The organism is Porphyromonas uenonis DSM 23387 = JCM 13868, from assembly GCF_000482365.1.
Taxonomy (GTDB): Bacteria; Bacteroidota; Bacteroidia; order Bacteroidales; family Porphyromonadaceae; genus Porphyromonas; species Porphyromonas uenonis.
On record NZ_KI535307.1, the window covers coordinates 223868 to 242443 of the forward strand.

Annotated in this window: 18 protein-coding genes; 3 read left to right on the plus strand and 15 right to left on the minus strand. The window is 53.3% G+C overall.

Going from position 1 to position 18576, the window contains the following annotated elements; translation table 11 throughout:
- Window positions 1–16 precede the first annotated feature (16 nt).
- From L215_RS0106190 to L215_RS0106205, 4 genes are all read right to left on the minus strand, one after another.
- Entirely contained in the window at window positions 17–988 is a 972-nt protein-coding gene (locus tag L215_RS0106190) for an IS30 family transposase (RefSeq protein WP_027451513.1), read from the minus strand.
- A gap of 862 nt (window positions 989–1850) precedes the next feature.
- The gene (gene rnc / locus L215_RS0106195) at window positions 1851–2660 is read right to left on the minus strand and encodes a ribonuclease III (protein ID WP_052343475.1); all 810 of its coding nucleotides are present in this window, start codon (window positions 2658–2660) and stop codon (window positions 1851–1853) included.
- A 121-nt stretch (window positions 2661–2781) separates the two neighbouring features.
- Window positions 2782–4035, minus strand: coding sequence for a beta-ketoacyl-ACP synthase II (fabF, locus tag L215_RS0106200; RefSeq protein WP_025882870.1), 1254 nt, complete (start codon window positions 4033–4035; stop codon window positions 2782–2784).
- 239 nt (window positions 4036–4274) lie between these two features.
- Entirely contained in the window at window positions 4275–4514 is a 240-nt protein-coding gene (locus L215_RS0106205) for an acyl carrier protein (RefSeq protein WP_004331282.1), read from the minus strand.
- A 198-nt stretch (window positions 4515–4712) separates the two neighbouring features.
- Between L215_RS0106205 and purN the strand changes: the two genes are divergently transcribed.
- The gene (gene purN / locus L215_RS0106210; protein ID WP_025882871.1) at window positions 4713–5300 is read left to right on the plus strand and encodes a phosphoribosylglycinamide formyltransferase; all 588 of its coding nucleotides are present in this window, start codon (window positions 4713–4715) and stop codon (window positions 5298–5300) included.
- A gap of 5 nt (window positions 5301–5305) precedes the next feature.
- On the opposite strand, the gene L215_RS0106215 is transcribed toward purN, so the two are convergent.
- Window positions 5306–6619 carry a DUF2130 domain-containing protein gene (locus L215_RS0106215; RefSeq protein ID WP_025882872.1) on the minus strand — a complete coding sequence of 438 codons (1314 nt, stop codon included), beginning with the start codon at window positions 6617–6619 and terminating at the stop codon, window positions 5306–5308.
- A 159-nt stretch (window positions 6620–6778) separates the two neighbouring features.
- Between L215_RS0106215 and rbr the strand changes: the two genes are divergently transcribed.
- Window positions 6779–7360, plus strand: coding sequence for a rubrerythrin (gene rbr / locus L215_RS0106220; protein WP_025882873.1), 582 nt, complete (start codon window positions 6779–6781; stop codon window positions 7358–7360).
- Between the two features lie 101 nt (window positions 7361–7461).
- Here the strand turns inward: rbr and L215_RS0106225 are convergent, their stop codons facing one another.
- The 5 genes from L215_RS0106225 to recA form a co-directional block, all read right to left on the minus strand.
- Complete coding sequence (locus L215_RS0106225) at window positions 7462–8727, minus strand: glycosyltransferase (protein WP_027451515.1); 1266 nt, start codon at window positions 8725–8727, stop codon at window positions 7462–7464.
- A 13-nt stretch (window positions 8728–8740) separates the two neighbouring features.
- The gene (locus L215_RS0106230; RefSeq protein WP_025882874.1) at window positions 8741–10132 is read right to left on the minus strand and encodes a UDP-2,3-diacetamido-2,3-dideoxy-alpha-D-glucuronate deacetylase VimE; all 1392 of its coding nucleotides are present in this window, start codon (window positions 10130–10132) and stop codon (window positions 8741–8743) included.
- 9 nt (window positions 10133–10141) lie between these two features.
- On the minus strand, window positions 10142–11149 hold the full coding sequence (locus L215_RS0106235) for a GNAT family N-acetyltransferase (protein WP_244869674.1): 1008 nt from the start codon (window positions 11147–11149) through the stop codon (window positions 10142–10144).
- The gene (locus L215_RS0106240) at window positions 11130–11630 is read right to left on the minus strand and encodes an A1S_2505 family phage non-structural protein (protein ID WP_025882875.1); all 501 of its coding nucleotides are present in this window, start codon (window positions 11628–11630) and stop codon (window positions 11130–11132) included. Before L215_RS0106240 ends, L215_RS0106235 begins: the two co-directional genes overlap by 20 nt.
- A gap of 127 nt (window positions 11631–11757) precedes the next feature.
- Window positions 11758–12894: a recombinase RecA gene (gene recA, locus L215_RS0106245; RefSeq protein WP_025882876.1), complete on the minus strand. Its 1137-nt coding sequence runs from the start codon at window positions 12892–12894 to the stop codon at window positions 11758–11760.
- Window positions 12895–13176: 282 nt separating this feature from the next.
- On the opposite strand from recA, the gene L215_RS0106250 reads away from it, so the two are divergent.
- Window positions 13177–14514 carry a zinc ribbon domain-containing protein gene (locus L215_RS0106250; RefSeq protein WP_027451517.1) on the plus strand — a complete coding sequence of 446 codons (1338 nt, stop codon included), beginning with the start codon at window positions 13177–13179 and terminating at the stop codon, window positions 14512–14514.
- A 670-nt stretch (window positions 14515–15184) separates the two neighbouring features.
- Here L215_RS0106250 and rplQ read toward each other — a convergent pair.
- The 5 genes from rplQ to rpsM form a co-directional block, all read right to left on the minus strand.
- Window positions 15185–15697, minus strand: coding sequence for a 50S ribosomal protein L17 (gene rplQ / locus L215_RS0106255; RefSeq protein ID WP_025882880.1), 513 nt, complete (start codon window positions 15695–15697; stop codon window positions 15185–15187).
- Between the two features lie 8 nt (window positions 15698–15705).
- Window positions 15706–16698 carry a DNA-directed RNA polymerase subunit alpha gene (locus L215_RS0106260; RefSeq protein ID WP_025882881.1) on the minus strand — a complete coding sequence of 331 codons (993 nt, stop codon included), beginning with the start codon at window positions 16696–16698 and terminating at the stop codon, window positions 15706–15708.
- 12 nt (window positions 16699–16710) lie between these two features.
- A complete protein-coding gene (rpsD, locus tag L215_RS0106265; protein ID WP_025882882.1) occupies window positions 16711–17316 on the minus strand; it encodes a 30S ribosomal protein S4 in 606 nt (201 codons plus the stop codon).
- Between the two features lie 416 nt (window positions 17317–17732).
- Window positions 17733–18119: a 30S ribosomal protein S11 gene (gene rpsK, locus L215_RS0106270; protein ID WP_007365587.1), complete on the minus strand. Its 387-nt coding sequence runs from the start codon at window positions 18117–18119 to the stop codon at window positions 17733–17735.
- Between the two features lie 12 nt (window positions 18120–18131).
- A complete protein-coding gene (gene rpsM / locus L215_RS0106275; RefSeq protein ID WP_025882884.1) occupies window positions 18132–18512 on the minus strand; it encodes a 30S ribosomal protein S13 in 381 nt (126 codons plus the stop codon).
- Window positions 18513–18576: the final 64 nt, after the last annotated feature.

The following is an 18576-nucleotide window of genomic DNA, read 5'->3' on the forward strand; positions in this document are numbered from 1 at the left end:
CCGTACATTCCACCCGCTAATGCAATTTCTCAAGAATGATGTTTTTGATGACTTCATTGGGTGTCTTGTAGTTTAGGTTTTTACGGGGTCTATTGTTTAGTAGGTTCTGAAAGCGTCTAAGGTCTAGGTCAGTTAAGTCTTCGAAAGTAGAGGACTTGGGGATAAACTGGCGTAGCAGTTTGTTTAGGTACTCAATATGAGGCTTATCCCAGGATTGATAGGGGTGGGCAAAGTAGACGGGCGTTTTGAGAGACCTCTCTATGGTCTTAAACTTGGTAAACTCACTTCCATTGTCGGTTGTGATCGAGTGTAGCAGTCCCATCCTCTTGTAGTATCTCAGAGCTTTATTAACCTCTCTGGCGAGGGCTTTGGCGTCCTTGCCATGCTCCAAAAGCCGTATGATGGTGAAGCCTGTAACACGCTCCACAAGCGTCAGGATTACCCCTTTCTGCTCTTTGCCTATAATGGTATCCATCTCAAAATCTCCTACTCGCTCCTTTTGGTCAATGCACTCAGGACGAGTCTCTATGGACTTTCGCTTAGGCCAGTCTGTTTTTATTGGTACGGCCAGGCGTCGCTTGCGATAAGCTAGCCCATGCCTCGTGTGTTTGTAAAGCTCGCCACCAGCTTTCTTGTCTTGATGCAGGAACTTGTAAATGGAGGTCTTACCAACCATAGGCTTGCTCTCCAGCTTTCGCCTTCCAGCAATTTGCTCTGGAGACCATTTATGCTCTACAATGCACTGGACAATATCAGCTTTCATAGCGTTCGTCAACTTAGCTCTTGCCTTGTTCTTCCAATCTTGTCGCTCTTTGGCAAACATATGAGCCTGAGTAGGGCTATAGTTGCCAGCGTGTGTCAAGTTCCTCTTAATCTCTCTACAGATGGTGCTAGGGTGTACTCCTATGACCTCTGCGATCTTTTTTTGAGGAGTATTAGTCTTCAGAAGAGCAGCAATTTCGTATCTTTGCGCTTGGGTTAGATGCATACTTGTATATAGCTAAGTTTTTGTTTCCACAGCAAATATACTGCATTAACCTTAAAGGGACGGTGAGCGCATCGTCCCTTTTTTCGTCTCGGCAGCTCGCTACCTGCTCCTCCCGCCCTCCTTGGAGAGGAGGGGGCGTCCGGAGCAGGGCGAGCTCCACTCCAAATTGCATTTTGGAGTGGAAAATACGCACGAATTGCAAACTGTAGGGGCACACCTGTTCGCTCTAATCTCCCGCCTCGCATCTCTCGCCTCAGGAGGAAATCAGTTATCTCCAGTGAGCAAACGAACTTTCCCCACGGAGGGCCAAAATAAAACTTCGGAAGAATGAAATGAAACTTCGGAAGAAGCAAATCAAACTTCCGAAGAATTTTCCCGTTCCTCCGTGGAGGTTTCCCATTTGGTACCGAGGCATTTTCGATTTCCTCAGGGGTGTGGGGTCAAGGTCATCGGAGTGCATCGGAACTATCAGAGGGATCGGAGGGATCAGACGTGTAACGGCTGTAGGGACGCACGGAAGTGTTTAGCGGGAGGGCGTCCGTTGTAGAACGATCTTGACGATGTAGCTTTTGACAGGACGGACGCCATCTCACTCGACACTATTCGTGCGTCCCGTCAACGGGCTACTCGTCTTGCTGTACTACGACAGACTCCCCGACGTGTAGCGAAAATGTAGGGACGCACGGTCGTGCGTCCGTTGTGTCAAAGGTTACAGCATCGTAAATTTAACGGGGACGGACGCACTCCCGCTAAACACTTCCGTGGGTCCCTACACGGGGTTACTCGTCTTGAGCGCGTTTACAAAGGGCTACTCGTAAGATTTGCGGGATCTTTGTTTGCTTACCCTCTCTCGTAAGGCGGGCTAGCTAGTGCGACCCTGTATGGCTGAGTAGGCTTGCTTGAGTAGCTCGAGGGTGTCACGCGCGGCTTCTTGCTGGGCGCGCTTCTTGCTACTACCTGCGCCTCGGCCTACGGGCTTGCCATCGATCCAGACGCTGTAGATGAAGTGGTCGTGAGGCATCGCTTGATGCTCCTCAAGACGAAACTCGTGGGACAGGTGATGCTTCTGTACCCACTCGATGAGCTCGCTCTTATAGTTCTGAATGCTCGCCACCGTGTGTTCCTGCATGTCTCGGTAGGTGGGGAGGATGTAGTCACGGACGAACTCTTGCGTACGGGCATAGCCCTGATCGAGGTAGATGGCTCCAATGAGCGCCTCTACGGTGTTACCGTAGATGTCTACCGAGTTGTCCAAGGCGCTTGGCACCATGATGATATAGCGCTCTAGATGCAAGCGACGACCTACCTCGTTATTGACGGGGCGACTCACGAGCGAGCTCTTGCACTTGCTCAGCTCACCTTCGTCCCATGTGGGGTGGAGGTGGTAAAGGTAGGTGCAGATGGAGGCTTCGAGGACAGCATCGCCGAGGAACTCAAGTCGCTCATTATTGAGCTTCTCCCCACCCTCCCCGATGATGGTGCAGGAGCGGTGACGCATCGCTAGGAGGTAGAGGTCTGTGCGGACAGGCACGATGCCTATCCGGTCAAAGAGTGAGGTCAGATCTGGCGTGCGCTGCGAGGTGCCCCCACGCATCTTACGCCACCAATGCTGCCAGCGCTCGCCTAGCTCTCGAAGCAGGGATCTAGTCCTAGAGGTGCGAAAGGAACTCATAGCTGTCGCTCTCTAGAAGACCCCAAAAAGCGATACCCCTCCATACGCGTCGGCTCTAAAGCGACGTGCGTGAGGGGGTATCGCTGATACAGTGTCATGAGTTGATGCGGTGCGTGTGCGCTTACTGAACCTTCTTGAAGATGACGCAAGCGTTGTGACCACCGAAGCCGAAGGTATTGCTCATGGCTACGTTGACAGTACGCTTTTGCGCCTTGCCAAAGGTGAAGTTGAGCTTGTAGTCTATCTGATCGTCTTCGTCACCTGGCTCATGATTGATGGTTGGTGTGACGACATCCTCCTGGATGGACTTGACGATAGCCATCGCCTCGAGCGCTCCTGTAGCACCGAGGAGGTGTCCTGTCATAGACTTTGAGGAGCTGATATTGAGATCGTAAGCTTTGTCGCCCCAGACGCTTTGGATAGCTTTGACCTCGGAAGCATCACCGACAGGTGTCGAGGTGCCGTGGACGTTGATATAGTCTACATCCTCGGGCTTCATACCTGCATCCTCTAGTGCGCGGGTCATCACGAGCCTGGCGCCTAAACCCTCGGGGTGGCTGGCAGTCAGGTGATACGCATCGGCCGATAGTCCGAAGCCGGCAAACTCGGCATAGATCTTAGCTCCACGAGCGACAGCATGCTCATACTCCTCTAGGATAAGGATAGCGGCGCCCTCGCCTAGTACGAAGCCATCGCGGCTAGCACTGAAGGGACGAGAGGCTGTCTCGGGAGAGTCGTTGCGGGTGGAGAGGGCGTGCATCGCGTTGAAGCCACCGATACCAGCGACTGTCACGGCAGCCTCGCTACCGCCTGCGACCATCATCTTAGCCTTGCCTAGGCGTATCATGATAGCAGCGTCGATGATAGCATTCGTCGAGGAGGCACAAGCTGAGGCGACGCTGTAGTTGGGGCCGTGGAAGCCGTACTCAATAGATACGAGTCCAGCGGCAATGTCGGAGATCATCTTCGGGATGAAGAAAGGATTGAAGCGGGGCCCTCGCTCGGGATCATACTGCATGATCTCCTCCTGGAAGGTCTCTAACCCTCCGATGCCTGCGCTGATGATGACGCCGACCTCGTTCTTGTCAACCTGCTCTAGGTCTACAGCGGAGTCTGCGATCGCCTCTTTCGTTGCTACCAGAGCGAGCTGAGTGTATCGATCATAGCGACGTACCTCCTTGCGGTCAAAGTGCTCTTCGGGGTTGAAGCCCTTGACCTCACAGGCAAACTGGGTCTTGAACTTGGAAGCATCAAACTGTGTGATGGGAGCTGCTCCACTCTTGCCCGCTAGCAGGTTTTGCCAAGTGGTAGGAGCATCATTGCCAATGGGGGTGATGGCACCTAGGCCAGTCACGACTACTCTGTTAAATTGCATAGGCTATATCAAAGTCAAGCGTCAGGATATGAGGAATCTGCTGCTGTGTGCAACAGGTTCTAGCGGTGTAAACTGATTGATGGGAAGCACTCAAGGGCAAGCCCAGCACCCATGCTGGGAGATCTGAGACTTGCCCTTGGGCTTTGTACTTTAGCGGGAGAGTCGCCACGCGACTAGGCGGCGACACCTCTGTATCGTATGGTGAGGAGAGCGCTACTGCGTATACTCCTCTAGATAGATTATGCTAGCTGCTTCTCGATGTAGTCGATAGCGTCACCAACGGTCTTGATACCCTCAGCCTCCTCATCAGGGATGGTCATATCAAACTCCTTCTCGAAGGCCATCATCAGCTCGACCGTGTCAAGAGAGTCAGCACCAAGATCGGTGGTGAAGTTTGCCTCACGAGTTACCTCTGAGAGCTCAACGTTGAGCTTGTCTGCGATTAGGTCTTTGACCTTGCTTTCTACTTCTGCGTTCATTGCTTAATAGGTTATTTGATGAATAATTGATTAGTCATATTGGGTCGGTAGCGCAGCTCTGCCAGTCGCTCCACGCGAGGAGCGTATCGTATCCGCAGATTTAGCTGTACCTTTGTGCAGAAGAGGTGTCAGAGCGTGTGAATGCCGTCGCACTTTGCACACATACACCCCTTATGTGCAACAAATGTACGAAGAAAAATGGAAACCATAGCAATATTCGCCTCGGGCAATGGCACAAATGCTGAAGCTCTCGTCCACTACCTCACAAATATAGACGACATTTCCGTCGCGCTCATAGCAACTGACAATCCTCACGCCGGAGTCCTCCAGCGTGCTGAGAGACTAGGTGTACGCTCTCTCGTCTTCCAGCGCAAAGAGATGGCGGACGTTGCCTTTGCCGAGCAACTCAGAGAGCAATATCAGGTGACAGCCATCGTCCTCGCAGGCTTCCTCGGCTTGGTGCCGGAGAGCTTGCTACGAGCTTTCCCTCGGCGCATCCTCAATATTCATCCAGGGCTCCTGCCAGACTATGGGGGCAAGGGAATGTATGGCGACCGTGTCCACGAGCGTGTCCTCGAGGAGCACTGCAAGGTGAGCGGCATCACGATCCACCTCATCGATGGCGAGTACGATCGTGGCTCGACGCTCTGCGAAGTGCGTCTAGCGGTCCACCCCGACGACACGGTCAACACGCTCGCTGAGCGCATCCATCGCCTCGAGCACACCTACTACCCTATCGTCGTCGCCGACTACCTCACACGTCCCGACCTTCCGCCGCTAGCTTAGCCGAGTTACTCCTCCGACGACTGATCAAGCGCTTTGAGCTCCTTGAACTTAGCCTGCATCGTTGGGTTCTTGTAGGTGAGCTTGCGGATGGTTAGCCCCTCCGCCTTGTCGTTGGCTAGGCGCAGGTTGTTTTCGCTACCGATGAGATTGTCCTTGATCTTCTGCAAATGCTTGATCGAGTTGTCGATCTCTTCGATCGCCTTCTGAAACTTCTCACTCGCTAGGCGGTAGTTGCGCCCGAACTTGTCCTTGAACTCCTCTATATCCTCTTCAAAATGCGTTATGTCGATGGACTGCTGCTGCGCCTCAAAGAGTTGCTTCCGTATGTCGAGGCTCTTGCGTGAGGTAGAGACTAGGAGCGTGATCAGGGGTACGAAAAATTGCGGGCGGATCACATACATCTTCTCGTAGCGGTGTGACTTGTCCACGATGCCCCCGTTGTAGAGCTCGCTGTCGGGCTCTAGGAGCGACACGAGGACGGCATACTCGCACCCTTTCTTGCGACGATCCTCGTCGAGCTTCTTGAGAAAGTCCTCATTGCGATGCTTCGTGGCGGTCTCGTCAGCCTCGTTTTTCATCTCAAACATGATGGAGATGTACTCGGGCTCGCCCGCTCCCGCATAGTCACGAAAGATAAAGTCCCCCTTGGTACCACCGACCACGTCATTGTCCTTCTCAAAGTAAGCGTAGGGGTAAAAGGTCCTCAGCTTCTGCTCAAACTCTAGGGCGCAGTGCTGCTCCAGTGTCTCGCCTAGCATCTTGGTGGAGAGACGCGTCTTGAGATCTTTGTAAAAGCTAACCTGCGCCTTCAGCATCTCCTCCTGCTCCTTGTGTTGCTCCTGCAGCCTGCCAAGCTCTAGCTGAGCTTCCTTACTCTGCAGCTCCGCCTGAGAGCGTAGCAAGACGATCTCTTGCTCCTTAGCTTGTAGTGCTTTCTGGCTCTCAGCCTGAGCTTTCAGGCGTTCGTTATCCCGCAGGCTCTCCTGCTGCGCCAGCTCTGCGTGGAGCTCGGTGATGGTTTTCTCCTTGTTTGCCAGCGCCAGTTGTAGCTCCGCTTGGCTCTTCTCCCCTATAGCGTCTAGTCTGCTCTGAAGCTGTGCCAGCTCGGTATCTCGCTGTGCCAGTCGCTCCTTGAGGGTCGCCTCAGCCTGCGCCACGGCGAGCTGCTGCCCCTGTCGGCTCCGCTCCTCTACGAGCGCAACCCTCTCAGCGAGTGCCTTGTCAAAGGCCTCGCCACGCACCTGCTCTAGGAGCTGCGCATAGCCACGCTCGTCAATACTAAACGGCTTATTGCAATTCGGACAAATCAATTCGTGCATGTCTTATCCAGTGTCTCTAAAAAGGTTGGTTCAAGTGAAGACAAAGATACTCTTTTCGGCAAATCTCACTGAGAGAAGTATACAACATTTGCATGGCTCATAATAAATAGGTATCTTTGTGGTGGTAATGAAACTGTTCAACCTTTAGAATACCTATATATGAGTACTAAATCAATCAAAGGTACACGTACCGAGCAGAACCTCCTGAAGTCATTCGCAGGAGAGTCACAAGCTAGAAATCGCTATACATACTTCGCTAGCGTAGCGAGGGATGAAGGCTATCGCCAGATCGAGGCTATCTTCCAGGAGACTGCTGATCAGGAGAAGGAGCACGCTAAGCGTTTCTTCAAGTTCCTCGAGGGTGGTGAGCTAGAGATCACCGCTGCTTTCCCCGCTGGCGTCATCGGCACCACCGCCGAGAACCTCAAGGCTGCAGCCGCTGGTGAGCACTGCGAGGCTGAGGAGCTCTATCCAGAGTTCGCCGACATCGCTGAGGAGGAGGGCTTCAAGACCATTGCAGCCGTCTACCGCAACGTAGCCAAGGCTGAGCAGGAGCACGAGCGTCGCTACCTCAAGCTCCTAGAGCGCGTCGAGTCTGGCAAGTACTTCGAGCGTGAGAAGGAGATCTACTGGCAGTGCCGCAACTGTGGCTTCGTAGTCAAGGCTAAGAAGGCACCCGCTAAGTGCCCCGCTTGCGATCACCCACAGGAGTTCTTCGAGCCAATGCGCGACAACTACTAAAAAGTATCGCATAGGCTGTCCGCCTATACAGATCAAGCCCAGCAGACTCTTCGTTTGCTGGGCTTGATTCGTTTAGTACCTCTAGAAAGGAAAGAGAGTGCTCAGACGAGCGTACGGAAGAGCCGCACGAAAGCCTCCGCCATCGCCTCACGTGTGTACTGCTGATAGTGATCGGTAAAGGTCTCTCTCGGTAGCGCCTCGCCACGCTCTAGACGCTCCAAGTGATGAGCAACAAAATCTACCACCTGTGCTACACCGTTAGCAGCAAGCGCCCCGCCATGCGCCCGGAGGATCTGCGCCACAACGCTCTCGTCGCTCTCCACCATCAGGATAGGCCGACGCATCGCCATCGCCTCAAAGAGCTTAGTCGTCACCATTCCGTGAGGCCCCTCGGGTTGCTCACGACGGCCTAAGAGGAGGAGCATATCAGCCTGAGCCAGTAGCTTCGGCACCTCAGCGTAAGGCACCATTGCGTGAAAGTGCTGCGCAGCTCGGACACCAGGGGGAAAGGCTTCTAGGAGTTGCTCGAGGAGCCTCTGCGAAGCGTTGTCGCAGTACCAATGGACCTCGACGGCTCCACGCTGGACCCACTTGTCTAGCGCCTCCTCTTGTAGTGCCTTGAGGAGTAGCGTCGGATCCCGCATCTCTAGCGAGAGCAAGCGTCCTGTGTAGACGATGCGTAGCGGTAGCTGTGGAGACCGATCGGGCTGTGCGATGAAGAGGCCCTCGTCATAACCGTTAGGGATACAGAAGACTGGTAGCTCTGGGTGCAACTGCTGCAACTGGTCACGGTGCCACTCGGAGACAGTCGTGATGGCTGAGGCATGACGTAGCGCTGCTGTTCGTGCTTTGATGAAGCGAGTCCGAAGCCAGCTGTAGAACTTTCGGCGCATAGGCACCCAACGTGGTAGCGGTGCTGGGAGAAAGCCCTCGGGCGTGTACTCCTCGACGATGTCTCGGCAGTCCATCACGGCGGGTAGCCCCGTCTGCCGTGCCAAGCAAGCGACCGCTGGGAGCGGGAATGTGCGATAGCTCATCCCCACGATCAGCTCGTATTGTGTCAAGTCGTAATGCTGACGCAAGTGCCGTACGAGGCGCCTGCTCTTCACCTGCCAGAGCGCATCAGCGAGCGCATAGAGCGACCGTCCCTTCTTGGGGGCTAACGGCACACGCTCCAGACGGTGTGCAGGCAAGCTACTCATGCGCTCCACAGAGCCGTGAGAGCCTTGGTGATCCCCTCTGATCTCTTCGCTCATCACGTCGACCTGCCAGTCACGCTCGGGGAGGCGCTGCAGGAGTGCCGTAATGCGGGGTGCAAACTGCGGGGGGAGCAGGTCGGTCAGTAGCAGGATACGGTGAGGAAGCATAGGAGCGCAAGGACTATAGCCCAACAATGTCAGGCGCTGGCGAGAGCTTGATGATCTGGCGCAGCAAAGCTCGGTACAGACGAGTGTGGTAAATGTGTGGATCGTCCAGCAGCAGATTCTCATTGTGAAAGAGTAGCGTCACCTCGCCATGATACTTGTACGCCTGCTCGACCATTGCCAGAGCCACCCGCTCAGCCTCTGCGTAGTCAAGGTGCATGTACTTCTCATCATGTAGGGTGTAGTCCATCACCGTGAGCGGATGCAGGATCAAATCTGTGACCGCCATGCTCTGAGGATTGATAAAGCGCACGGGACGCGATGTGCCCAGTCTAAAACCCGCCACATCGGCGTAGCTCATAGAGTAGTCATGGTAGATGCCAGCCCCGAGGAGCGCATTGTAGTCCTCAGGCTCACGCACCGCTAGGTAGTGATGACGAGAGCAGGTGACGGACTCACCTAGTTCTTTCTCCAGCTCTACCTTAGCCGCCTCCACCGCATCTGGGTGCTCCGAGCAGTAGAGATTTAGATGGAGACCAAACTCCACCTTGCGTCTCCGTGCCAATCGCATGATGGCTGCTATCTTATGATTGCGTAGCGTGTAGTTTGGTTTGTCCAGTGGATGCGGACTAGGCGTCTTAATGAAAAAGATCGTTCGCACGGGGCTAGCACACTTGCGCTGCGTCTCCACATTCCAATCCAGGAAGCGACCATAGCTAAAGAAGAGATCCTCACTAGCCCGTGAGAAAGTATTGCGATAAGCAGCCCGCAGCGAGAGACGCTCCTTGAGGAGGAGGCGCAGGAAGCCCCGCACCCCCGAGCTGTAGTAGGGCTGGTCTAGATCATGTGTGAGTGCCACCGAGCTAAAGCCAGGCTCCATCGGCTGTACCGCTAGGCCTATCTCGCTCATCAGTCGTCGTAGCTCCGCAGCATACTCATCCACCAGCGGACGCTCCAGAAAGCCCGCACGGTATGCCAGGGACTCCCGTCCTGGGAAGCGACCATGCTCATCCCTCCGCTTACGATAATACATCTCCTCGTAACGAGACAGTAGGAAGTAGCTACTCGCTACGAGGTCTGCGTAGATAATAAGGCGTGTGCCATAAGGCGTCTCTAAGCTCTCCTCGCGAGGCTCCCCAAAGAGTAGCGGCATCCCATGCCACTCGGCGAGAGGTAGTGTGGGCATCGACTCGGCACGCCCATACTGCTCATAGTCAAAGAAGCCCGACGGCACGATCACCACACGATGATACGGCTTCGCCTCCTCAGGACGGCAGTAAGCGACGTAGTCTGGTGAGTGCTGCATCTGAGCGTGACGCGAGATGCGTATCTTGCCCGAGATATCGAGCGGGGTCGCATCTCCGAGTAGGAAAGAGAGGATATATTCTGTCGCCTCGTAGTGTCGCATATAGATAGATTAATAGAGATGCCGTAGATAGTACTGCCGTAGCTGCAGGCGCATAGCCAGCGTCTGTCGCCCCGCCTGCAGTCGCAGGTAAGGGTGTGGTACAGCTCCGAAGCTGCGAAAGAAGAAGGCGATGCCAGGCTGCATCGATCCCTCAAAGTCAAAAGTGTGACACCCCGCCTCTCTACTCCATCTGATGAGCCGATCGAGTAGTAGAGCCATCGCGTCCTCGCCCTCAGGCGTCCTCGCCTGCCCCCCCGCAATATAGTATGCGGTGCCGGCGTGATGCGCTACAAAGGCTCCAGCCACAGGCTCCTCCGTCTGTGGCGAGAGCAGGAGTAAGACAGCACCCTGCCGATGCGCCACGGCAGCCGTCACAAGACGTCTCAGTGAGGAGGCACAGAGATGGTCTCCTCCGCTACGCTCTAGACTCTTACGACAGAGCTTCACCAGCATCTCCGCACAGCTAGCCACATTCGTCTCCTCAGCCCAGAGCTCTCGTAGACCTAGGGCAGTGGCGCGGCGCACCTTTCGCCGGATCAAACTGTTGTACAGCTCTTGAGGCGACCTTTGCGCCAAGTCTAGAAGATGCGTATAGGCGACCGAGCTACGCCAGGCACCGGCAGGCGTCTCACACGGGAACCAGTCCCAATAGTCGAGCGGTAGGTGCGCCTCTATATAACGTAGTGATGAGGGGAGCGTCTCGCTGAGCTCCTTCATAGCTGCTAGGTGGGCAATGTATCGCTCCCGATCAAAAAGCTCCTCCCCCACTGCCCCCGAACGATCACTCAGCGGTCCAGCGAACTGACAGTAAGGAGGCACGATCAGGTGCCGTCGCGTAGGCATAAAGAGAGGCCACACCAGTGTCGGGGCACCCTCCTTAGCTCCTGCTGTAGAGAGCACCGACATCTCCTCACTCCCCGATGCTGCGCATAGCCACCAGGGCTGCGCATAGAGCGGTAGCGAAGGGGTCTCAGCAAAATACCGCGTGTACTGCTCACTAGAGATGGAGAGACTCACGGCCGACTAAACTAAACCGTTGTGGGATGATGAGATTAGCTGGCACAGCACGTAGCTCATAAGCCTCCTCCGAGAGCTCACGCACAGCCTCCCATAGCAACTCTCTCACAGTCTCGACAGGCCACCCAGCGATACCACACCCCACCTCCGTGAGGTAGAAGGTAAGACTCGGATGCTCTAGGGCAAAGCGTAGCAAGCGCACCAGACTAGCACGTAGTGCCTCTGGAGCCACCCGTCGCATATCCTCACCAAGCGTCGGCAGAGCATAAGCCTGCCCAGTCAAGCCCTCGGCGACACCCATCTCTGCGTTAAAGTCGCAATGAGCAGTACGCGCAGCACCACCCATATGGTGCCCTAATAGATTGCTCCCGAAGACAAACACCTCGTCCTCAGAGAGCGCAGAGATGCGTTCTGGCGTATACTCCTCGTCTGTACGATCAGCGAGTCGCTGCCATCCACGTGGAGTCTGCAGTGCTGTCATGATAACTATGCTTTAGAGTTTACGACTGGGTTGCAATAGGCCCAGCTCTATTTGATAGCGTGGATTAGAAAGGTTCGCAAGGTGCATGAGCTTTCGCTCACGCACCCTACGCCCCTCAGACTATCTATTATATATCAAAGTCCTCGTCAACCAGCTGATCCGTCGTGTCTAGGGATTCGCTCTCCTCCCCTTCGGCAGACTCTTGCGAGAGATGTAGCTTGCCCTCATGAGCTAGCTGATCCATCACCTGCTGAGCCACCTCGTCTGCCAGCTCAGGATTGTCGTCCAGGAGCTCCTTGACCGCATCACGACCCTGACCTATGTTATTGCCCTGATAGGAGAACCACGAACCACTCTTCTTGAGGATACCCATATCGGTCGCAGCATCGATGATCTCGCCTACACGGTTGATGCCCTGACCGAAGAGTATGTCAAACTCAGCACGACGGAAAGGAGGAGCCACCTTGTTCTTGACGACACGCACACTCGTCACCTTGCCGACTACATCGTCGCCCTTCTTGATCTGCTTGTAGGCACGTATGTCTAGGCGCACAGAGGAGTAAAACTTGAGCGCATTACCACCCGTCGTCACTTCGCTAGGACCCGTGGGGCTATAACCCGAGCTGATCTTCATACGTAGCTGATTGATGAAGATACAGCAAGTCTTAGAGCGACTCACAGCAGCCGTGATCTTGCGCATAGCACGAGACATGAGACGTGCGTGCAGACCCACCTGCGTATCTCCCATCTCGCCCTCTATCTCCGCCTTCGGAGTCAGAGCAGCTACCGAGTCCACCACAAGAATATCAACCGCTGACGAACGAATCAACTGCTCGGCAATGTCTAGCGCCTGCTCACCATCATCAGGCTGAGAGATCCACAGACGGCTAATGTCCACTCCCAGAGCCTGCGCATACGTCGGATCAAAAGCATGCTCCGCATCAATGATCGCAGCGATACCACCCAGCTTCTGCGCCTCGGCAATAGCGTGGATAGCCAGCGTCGTCTTACCCGAAGACTCTGGACCAAAGATCTCAATGATACGTCCACGAGGGTAGCCTCCGACACCGAGAGCTATGTCGAGCGTCAAGCTCCCCGAGGGGATCACGCTCACATCCTCCACGGCATCATCCGCCATATTCATGATAGCGCCCTTGCCAAACTGCTTCTGTATACGTCCCATGGTAGTCTCCAGCGCCTTCATTTTCGCTGCGACATCTGTAATAGGAGGAGTGACGACAGTCCTCTCATTTTTCTTTGCCATATTTACCTAGTCCTTAGTTGAATATCGGAGGTCCGTGAGCCTACGCTCTTAACCATATATAACCTCCCATACAAAGGTAATAAAAAACCGCAACAGCTCACCCCTCGCCCCCACAGCTTCGCAAGAGGGGCATAGAGGAGGGGGAGGAACATGCATTATAACTTTTTTTGAAGCAATTGTGCCATTCGAGAGAAAGATATATCTTTGTTCTCAGGTATCTCACATCCCGACATCTCAAGAGATGACTAGCTAGCAGCTAGACCACACTAAAGAGCAGTAGATATGACTAGACTAAACTCAGTACAGATTAGTAGATGCCCCGCTTGTGGGCACCTCATCCCTAAGGATCGTAAGACGTGTCCTTACTGTGGTAATGTAGAGATCCAGACACCAACAGCTCAACAAAAAGTGCAGAGGACTCCCTCTACGCCACAAGTGTCTCAGTCTGTCGTTCAGGCTTCTCAGCAGGGGGCGCAAGTGCCTCCACCTGTCACCCAGACTCCTCAGCAGGAAAATCAGTGGACGCAGGCTCCTCAGCAGCAAAGTCAATGGACGCAGGCTCCTCAGCAGGGGAATCAGTGGGTGCAACCTTTTCCGCCAGCGGAACCAGTAGCACCGCCACCCACGACTTCGCACACCAATAAGGGGCTTCGCAATGGGCTCATCATCGGAGGGTCTCTCATTGTAGCAGCCATCGTTGTCGTCCTGGCGTGGAGCTTACTATCTGATGCTCGAGTGCTGAAGCAAAGCATCCTAAAGCCACTGACTCAGAAGCAACTAGAGGCAAAGAGCAAGAGTTATCCTCAGCTCATCAAGTATGCCACTCTCTTTAGTGATATCCGTAATCGCGTGATCGGCACCCCCGATGAGGCTACTTACCAGTCTGTCTCCTACGAGCAGATGATAAGCTATCTAGACTTTTTGTATAGCAACTCAGAGCAGGCGAAGCTACGAGACAAGGCCATGGCAGCCTACGCAGACTATCGCAAGCCCTATGACGTAAAGTTCCAAACAGAGGCAGATCGGTGGACTAAGTTTTACAACGAGCACGACCCTAGTGCGTATCTAGACCTTACCTTCCACACAAGATATGAAAGTGAGGACGTCTACTACTACACACGTTACTATCCAGCCTTTTGGATCGATATAAGCTACCCCAAGGGAGCGATAAAGGATTGCGAAGTCTTCTTCGGGCTATGGAGTGACGAGTTTGAGCATTGGTACTACAGTGGTACTACTACGCTATCTCTAGAGGGGCTCAAGGAGTGTACCCGATCTGCCGATTACTACTTCCAGCATGTCTCTAGGACCTCTCAGGACATTTACGATGACTACTCAATTAAGTATGAGGTCCGGAATGTGACCCTACCTAATGGCACTACTATCTCACTCTCTGATAGAAACGAGATCCCTAGAGAGATGCTACAGTACATCGAGGAGCAGACCCCCGAAAATAAGGATCGGGCTATCTTAGCCCTAGTGGACTCTAACTTCCTCGAGCAGGCAAAGTACGTCAGCACGTATACAGAGAAGTATTGTGAGAAGAAGGACAAGCTCTGCTACGATCTACTCTCGAAGATGTATGGCGATACGATGATCCCCTCTCTAGGACAAAACTAGAGGATCTGACATAAGCTACAAACGACGAAGCATCCCCTTGCAGTACGACCGTACTGCAAGGGGATTGCTTGTAGTGGCTCTGTGGAAGATGCTACTTGACGATAAAACAAGCTGTGTGTATTAACCCGAGGTAAAGGGGACTCCCCAGCTCTCAGCAATCAAAGTTACTGAAATACAACGTCTATACGACAATACTTAATCCTCCCCCCAGGGCTACCGCATGATAAAAATGAGCTCGTTTCAATTCCTACCTAGGAATTCCACAAATAGCTACCTAGGAAATGGCCAAATTCTTCGGACTTATTTTTTGATTCCTCCGAAGTTTCATTTGATTCCTCCGAAGTTTCATTTGATTCCTCCGAAGTATTTTTGATTTCCTAGGTAGGAATTGGGCAAATTCCTAGGTAGGAATTCAATTCTTCGGGAGCAATTGAAACGAGATCGTTTTTATCATGCATCAGCCCTGAGACATTGCCCCCCAGTGGATCGCATCCTGGAAAATGACAAGAGGGAGTGCCGAGCTAATTGCTCGACACTCCCTCTCCTATTGTTACTTTGAGCTCAGGACGAGTGGCAGGGGGCTTTTGTCAGCCCTCACACGCTACATAGAGTCTATCCACATGGGTGGTGAACTATGTGGCTGTGTCTCGTCAGTGCCCTAGTGAAGTTACTACTCCTGTGCTGGCTCTTCTGCCTGTGCTGGCTCTTCTGCAGCTGGAGCCTCTGGCTGGGCAGCTGCCTTAGTAGCAGCGCTACCACGACGTGAACGACGTGTGCGCTTCTTGCCATCACTCTTAGGTGCAGAGGCGCTCTTGGCGATGTTGTCGTTGAAGTCTACAAGCTCGATAAAGCACATAGAGGCGTTATCGCCAAGACGTAGTCCCGTGCGTAGGATACGTGTGTAACCTCCAGGGCGATCGCCGACCTTGTCGACGACGGTGCCGAAGAGCTCCTTGACTGCCTCCTTGTCTCGTAGGTAGCTGAAGGCTAGACGACGAGATGCGGTGGTGTCATTTTTTGCCGTGGTAATGATAGGCTCGACAAACTTGCGCAGTTCCTTAGCCTTGGCCACTGTCGTATTGATCCGCTTGTGCATGATGAGTGAGCTAGCCATGTTGGCAAGCATAGCCTCACGATGTGCCTTGGAGCGGCCTAGATGGTTGAATTTCTTATTGTGTCTCATAAGAGGGATTAATCATTATCTAATCTATAGGGTGTGAGATCCATATCAAAGTCCAGCTTCTGATCTGCTAAGAACTGCTCGATCTCTACAAGCGACTTCTTGCCGAAGTTCTTGATCTTCAAGAGTTCCTCACGATCCCTACTAAGTAGGTCGGCAATCGTGGAGATGCCCGCAGCCTTGAGACAGTTGAGCGCACGGACAGAGAGATCTGTCGTCGCTAGGTCTGTCATCAACTGGGAGCGAACCTTCATCACCTGATTGTCTAAGAGCTGCTCAGGCTCCTCCTCGGGGAGCTCGACCTCAAACTCCTTGTCCGTAAAGAGTGTGAAGTGCGAGATCAAAATCATCGCAGCCTGACGCAGAGCTTCACGTGGGTGAATGGTGCCGTCAGTTTCGATCTCTAGGACGAGCTTCTCGTAGTCAGTGCGCTGATCTACACGATACGCCTCGGTAGTCTGATTGACCTTGCGAATCGGGGTGTAGATACCATCGATAGGGAGCGTATTGACGGGGTCGTCCTCGCGACGATTCTCCTCGGAGACGACGTAGCCACGTCCCTTATTGATGCGTACCTCGATCGTGAAGTCAGCATCCTCAGCAAGATTGCAGATGACCAAGTCGGGGTTCTGCACCTTATAGCTTGTTAAGACCTTATTGAGGTCACCAGCCTTAAAGGTGTTACGACCTGTGACATGGAGCGTGATGGTCTCCTCCTGAGGATCCTCTACAGTAGCCTTGAATCTAATCTGCTTGAGGTTGAGTATGATATGGGTTACATCTTCCAATACCCCTGGAATAGTAGCAAATTCATGCTCTACACCTTCGATACGGATAGAAGCTATTGCATACCCCTCTAGCGATGAGAGGAGGATGCGCCGCAAGGCGTTGCCAATAGTCATAGCATAGCCTGGCTCTAGAGGCTTAAATTCAAACTTGGCGTAGTGATCCGAAGCGTCCAGCATGAGGACGCTGTCAGGTTGTTGAAATGCTAATATTGCCATAGAGTTAGAGGGTTACTTAGAATACAATTCGACGATGAGCTGCTCCTTGATGGGCTCGGGTATCTCCTCACGTGTGGGTACGTTGAGGAACTTACCGCTGTAGGTGCGTGCATCCCACTCTAACCATGGATACTTGCTATGATTGTATCCAGCGAGAGCGTCTGCAATGACCTCCATAGACTTGTCACGCTCACGTACGCCGACGATCTGTCCGGGCTTGAGGGTGTAGGAGGGGATGTTCACCACCTCACCATCGACGACGATGTGACGGTGAGAGACGAGCTGACGTGCAGCAGCACGTGTGGGAGCGATGCCTAGACGGAAGACAACGTTGTCTAGACGAGACTCGAGGAGTTGTAGAAGTATCTCACCCGTGATGCCTGAGGTGCGCTGTGCCTTCTCAAAGAGATTGCGGAACTGACGCTCTAGGACTCCGTAGGTGTACTTAGCCATCTGCTTCTCGCGGAGCTGAAGTGCATACTCGCTTTGCTTGCGACGACGGTTGTTGCCGTGCTGACCTGGAGGATAGTTTTTCTTGCTCAGGACTTTGTCTGCACCAAAGATGGGCTCACCAAACTTGCGTGCGATCTTGGACTTAGGACCAATATATCTTGCCATTGTTCTATTTCATTTAAATGCTACACCATACATCTGCTCTACAGGATGCTCGAGGGCATAAGCGCCACTCTCTGCTGTGTGGTGGTCAAGGCTGGGATCATATCTCAAGTAGTAAGTCTAGAAGTGACGGCGCATATAGAGCAGCCGCGATGCGATTAGAATAAGAGGGAAAGTAAATGAGCAACCGCATCAATCTCACACTACGTCTGTCGACTTACAGAGTCACTATCTTGAGTCTATCTCTAAGCTGAGACCTATCTGTAGAGCTTGCCATGTCACGAGGTGCACCAAGGACTGACCGTGCAGTCTATCTGTAGATAAGTGAGGGTTGCGTCCTGATGTGGACTCTCCACGCTATCTCTACATGGGCGGTGCAATCGCTCTCTAGGTAGCTGTGATCTCTATACTTGTAGCAACTAGACCTTACGTCTCTTAGGAGGACGGCAGCCGTTGTGTGGTAGTGGTGTGACGTCGATGATCTCTGTCACCTCGATACCAGCACCGTGGATGGTGCGGATAGCGGACTCACGACCGTTGCCGGGGCCCTTGACATAAGCCTTGACCTTGCGTAGCCCTAGATCGAATGCTGTCTTAGCGCAGTCTTGAGCTGCGAGCTGAGCTGCATAGGGGGTGTTTTTCTTAGAGCTACGGAATCCCATCTTACCAGCTGATGACCAGCTGATGACCTGTCCCTCACTATTGGTAAGGGTGATGATGATGTTATTGAAAGAAGAGTGTATGTGCGCCTGCCCCTGGGCATCGACCTTGACTGCTCTCTTTTTTGTTACGGTTTTCTTTGCCATAAGGTGGTTCTATTACTTAGTTGCCTTCTTCTTACCAGCGACTGTCTTGCGCTTACCCTTACGTGTACGGGCATTATTCTTGGTGCTCTGCCCACGTAGTGGGAGACCTAGACGATGCCTGATGCCTCGGTAGCAGCCGATGTCCATAAGACGCTTGATGTTGAGCTGTGTCTCGCTACGTAGATCACCCTCGACCTTATAGCCATTGGAGATCTGCTCACGGATAGCTGCAGCTTGATCATCTGTCCAATCCTGGACCTTGATGTTGCGATCGACCCCTGCAGCATCCAAGATGCGAGCAGCACTGCTACGACCTATACCATATATATAGGTCAAGGCTATCTCACCTCTCTTGTTTTGCGGCAGATCGACGCCGACGATTCTTATTGCCATACTCTATATACTGTGTGATGTTTGTTGCATGATAAGCTGACTCTCCGTCATCCTAAGAGATGTG

Bases quoted from the DNA above. Each gene is read 5' to 3' on its own strand.
- L215_RS0106250 (WP_027451517.1), top strand. From the start codon at position 13,177: ATGACTAGACTAAACTCAGTACAGATTAGTAGATGCCCCGCTTGTGGG.
- L215_RS0106190 (WP_027451513.1), bottom strand. From the start codon at position 988: ATGCATCTAACCCAAGCGCAAAGATACGAAATTGCTGCTCTTCTGAAG.
- recA (WP_025882876.1), bottom strand. From the start codon at position 12,894: ATGGCAAAGAAAAATGAGAGGACTGTCGTCACTCCTCCTATTACAGAT.
- L215_RS0106260 (WP_025882881.1), bottom strand. From the start codon at position 16,698: ATGGCAATATTAGCATTTCAACAACCTGACAGCGTCCTCATGCTGGAC.
- purN (WP_025882871.1), top strand. From the start codon at position 4,713: ATGGAAACCATAGCAATATTCGCCTCGGGCAATGGCACAAATGCTGAA.
- rpsM (WP_025882884.1), bottom strand. From the start codon at position 18,512: ATGGCAATAAGAATCGTCGGCGTCGATCTGCCGCAAAACAAGAGAGGT.
- rpsK (WP_007365587.1), bottom strand. From the start codon at position 18,119: ATGGCAAAGAAAACCGTAACAAAAAAGAGAGCAGTCAAGGTCGATGCC.
- rbr (WP_025882873.1), top strand. From the start codon at position 6,779: ATGAGTACTAAATCAATCAAAGGTACACGTACCGAGCAGAACCTCCTG.
- L215_RS0106230 (WP_025882874.1), bottom strand. From the start codon at position 10,132: ATGCGACACTACGAGGCGACAGAATATATCCTCTCTTTCCTACTCGGA.
- rnc (WP_052343475.1), bottom strand. From the start codon at position 2,660: ATGAGTTCCTTTCGCACCTCTAGGACTAGATCCCTGCTTCGAGAGCTA.
- L215_RS0106205 (WP_004331282.1), bottom strand. From the start codon at position 4,514: ATGAACGCAGAAGTAGAAAGCAAGGTCAAAGACCTAATCGCAGACAAG.
- rpsD (WP_025882882.1), bottom strand. From the start codon at position 17,316: ATGGCAAGATATATTGGTCCTAAGTCCAAGATCGCACGCAAGTTTGGT.
- L215_RS0106215 (WP_025882872.1), bottom strand. From the start codon at position 6,619: ATGCACGAATTGATTTGTCCGAATTGCAATAAGCCGTTTAGTATTGAC.
- fabF (WP_025882870.1), bottom strand. From the start codon at position 4,035: ATGCAATTTAACAGAGTAGTCGTGACTGGCCTAGGTGCCATCACCCCC.
- rplQ (WP_025882880.1), bottom strand. From the start codon at position 15,697: ATGAGACACAATAAGAAATTCAACCATCTAGGCCGCTCCAAGGCACAT.
- L215_RS0106240 (WP_025882875.1), bottom strand. From the start codon at position 11,630: ATGACAGCACTGCAGACTCCACGTGGATGGCAGCGACTCGCTGATCGT.
- L215_RS0106225 (WP_027451515.1), bottom strand. From the start codon at position 8,727: ATGCTTCCTCACCGTATCCTGCTACTGACCGACCTGCTCCCCCCGCAG.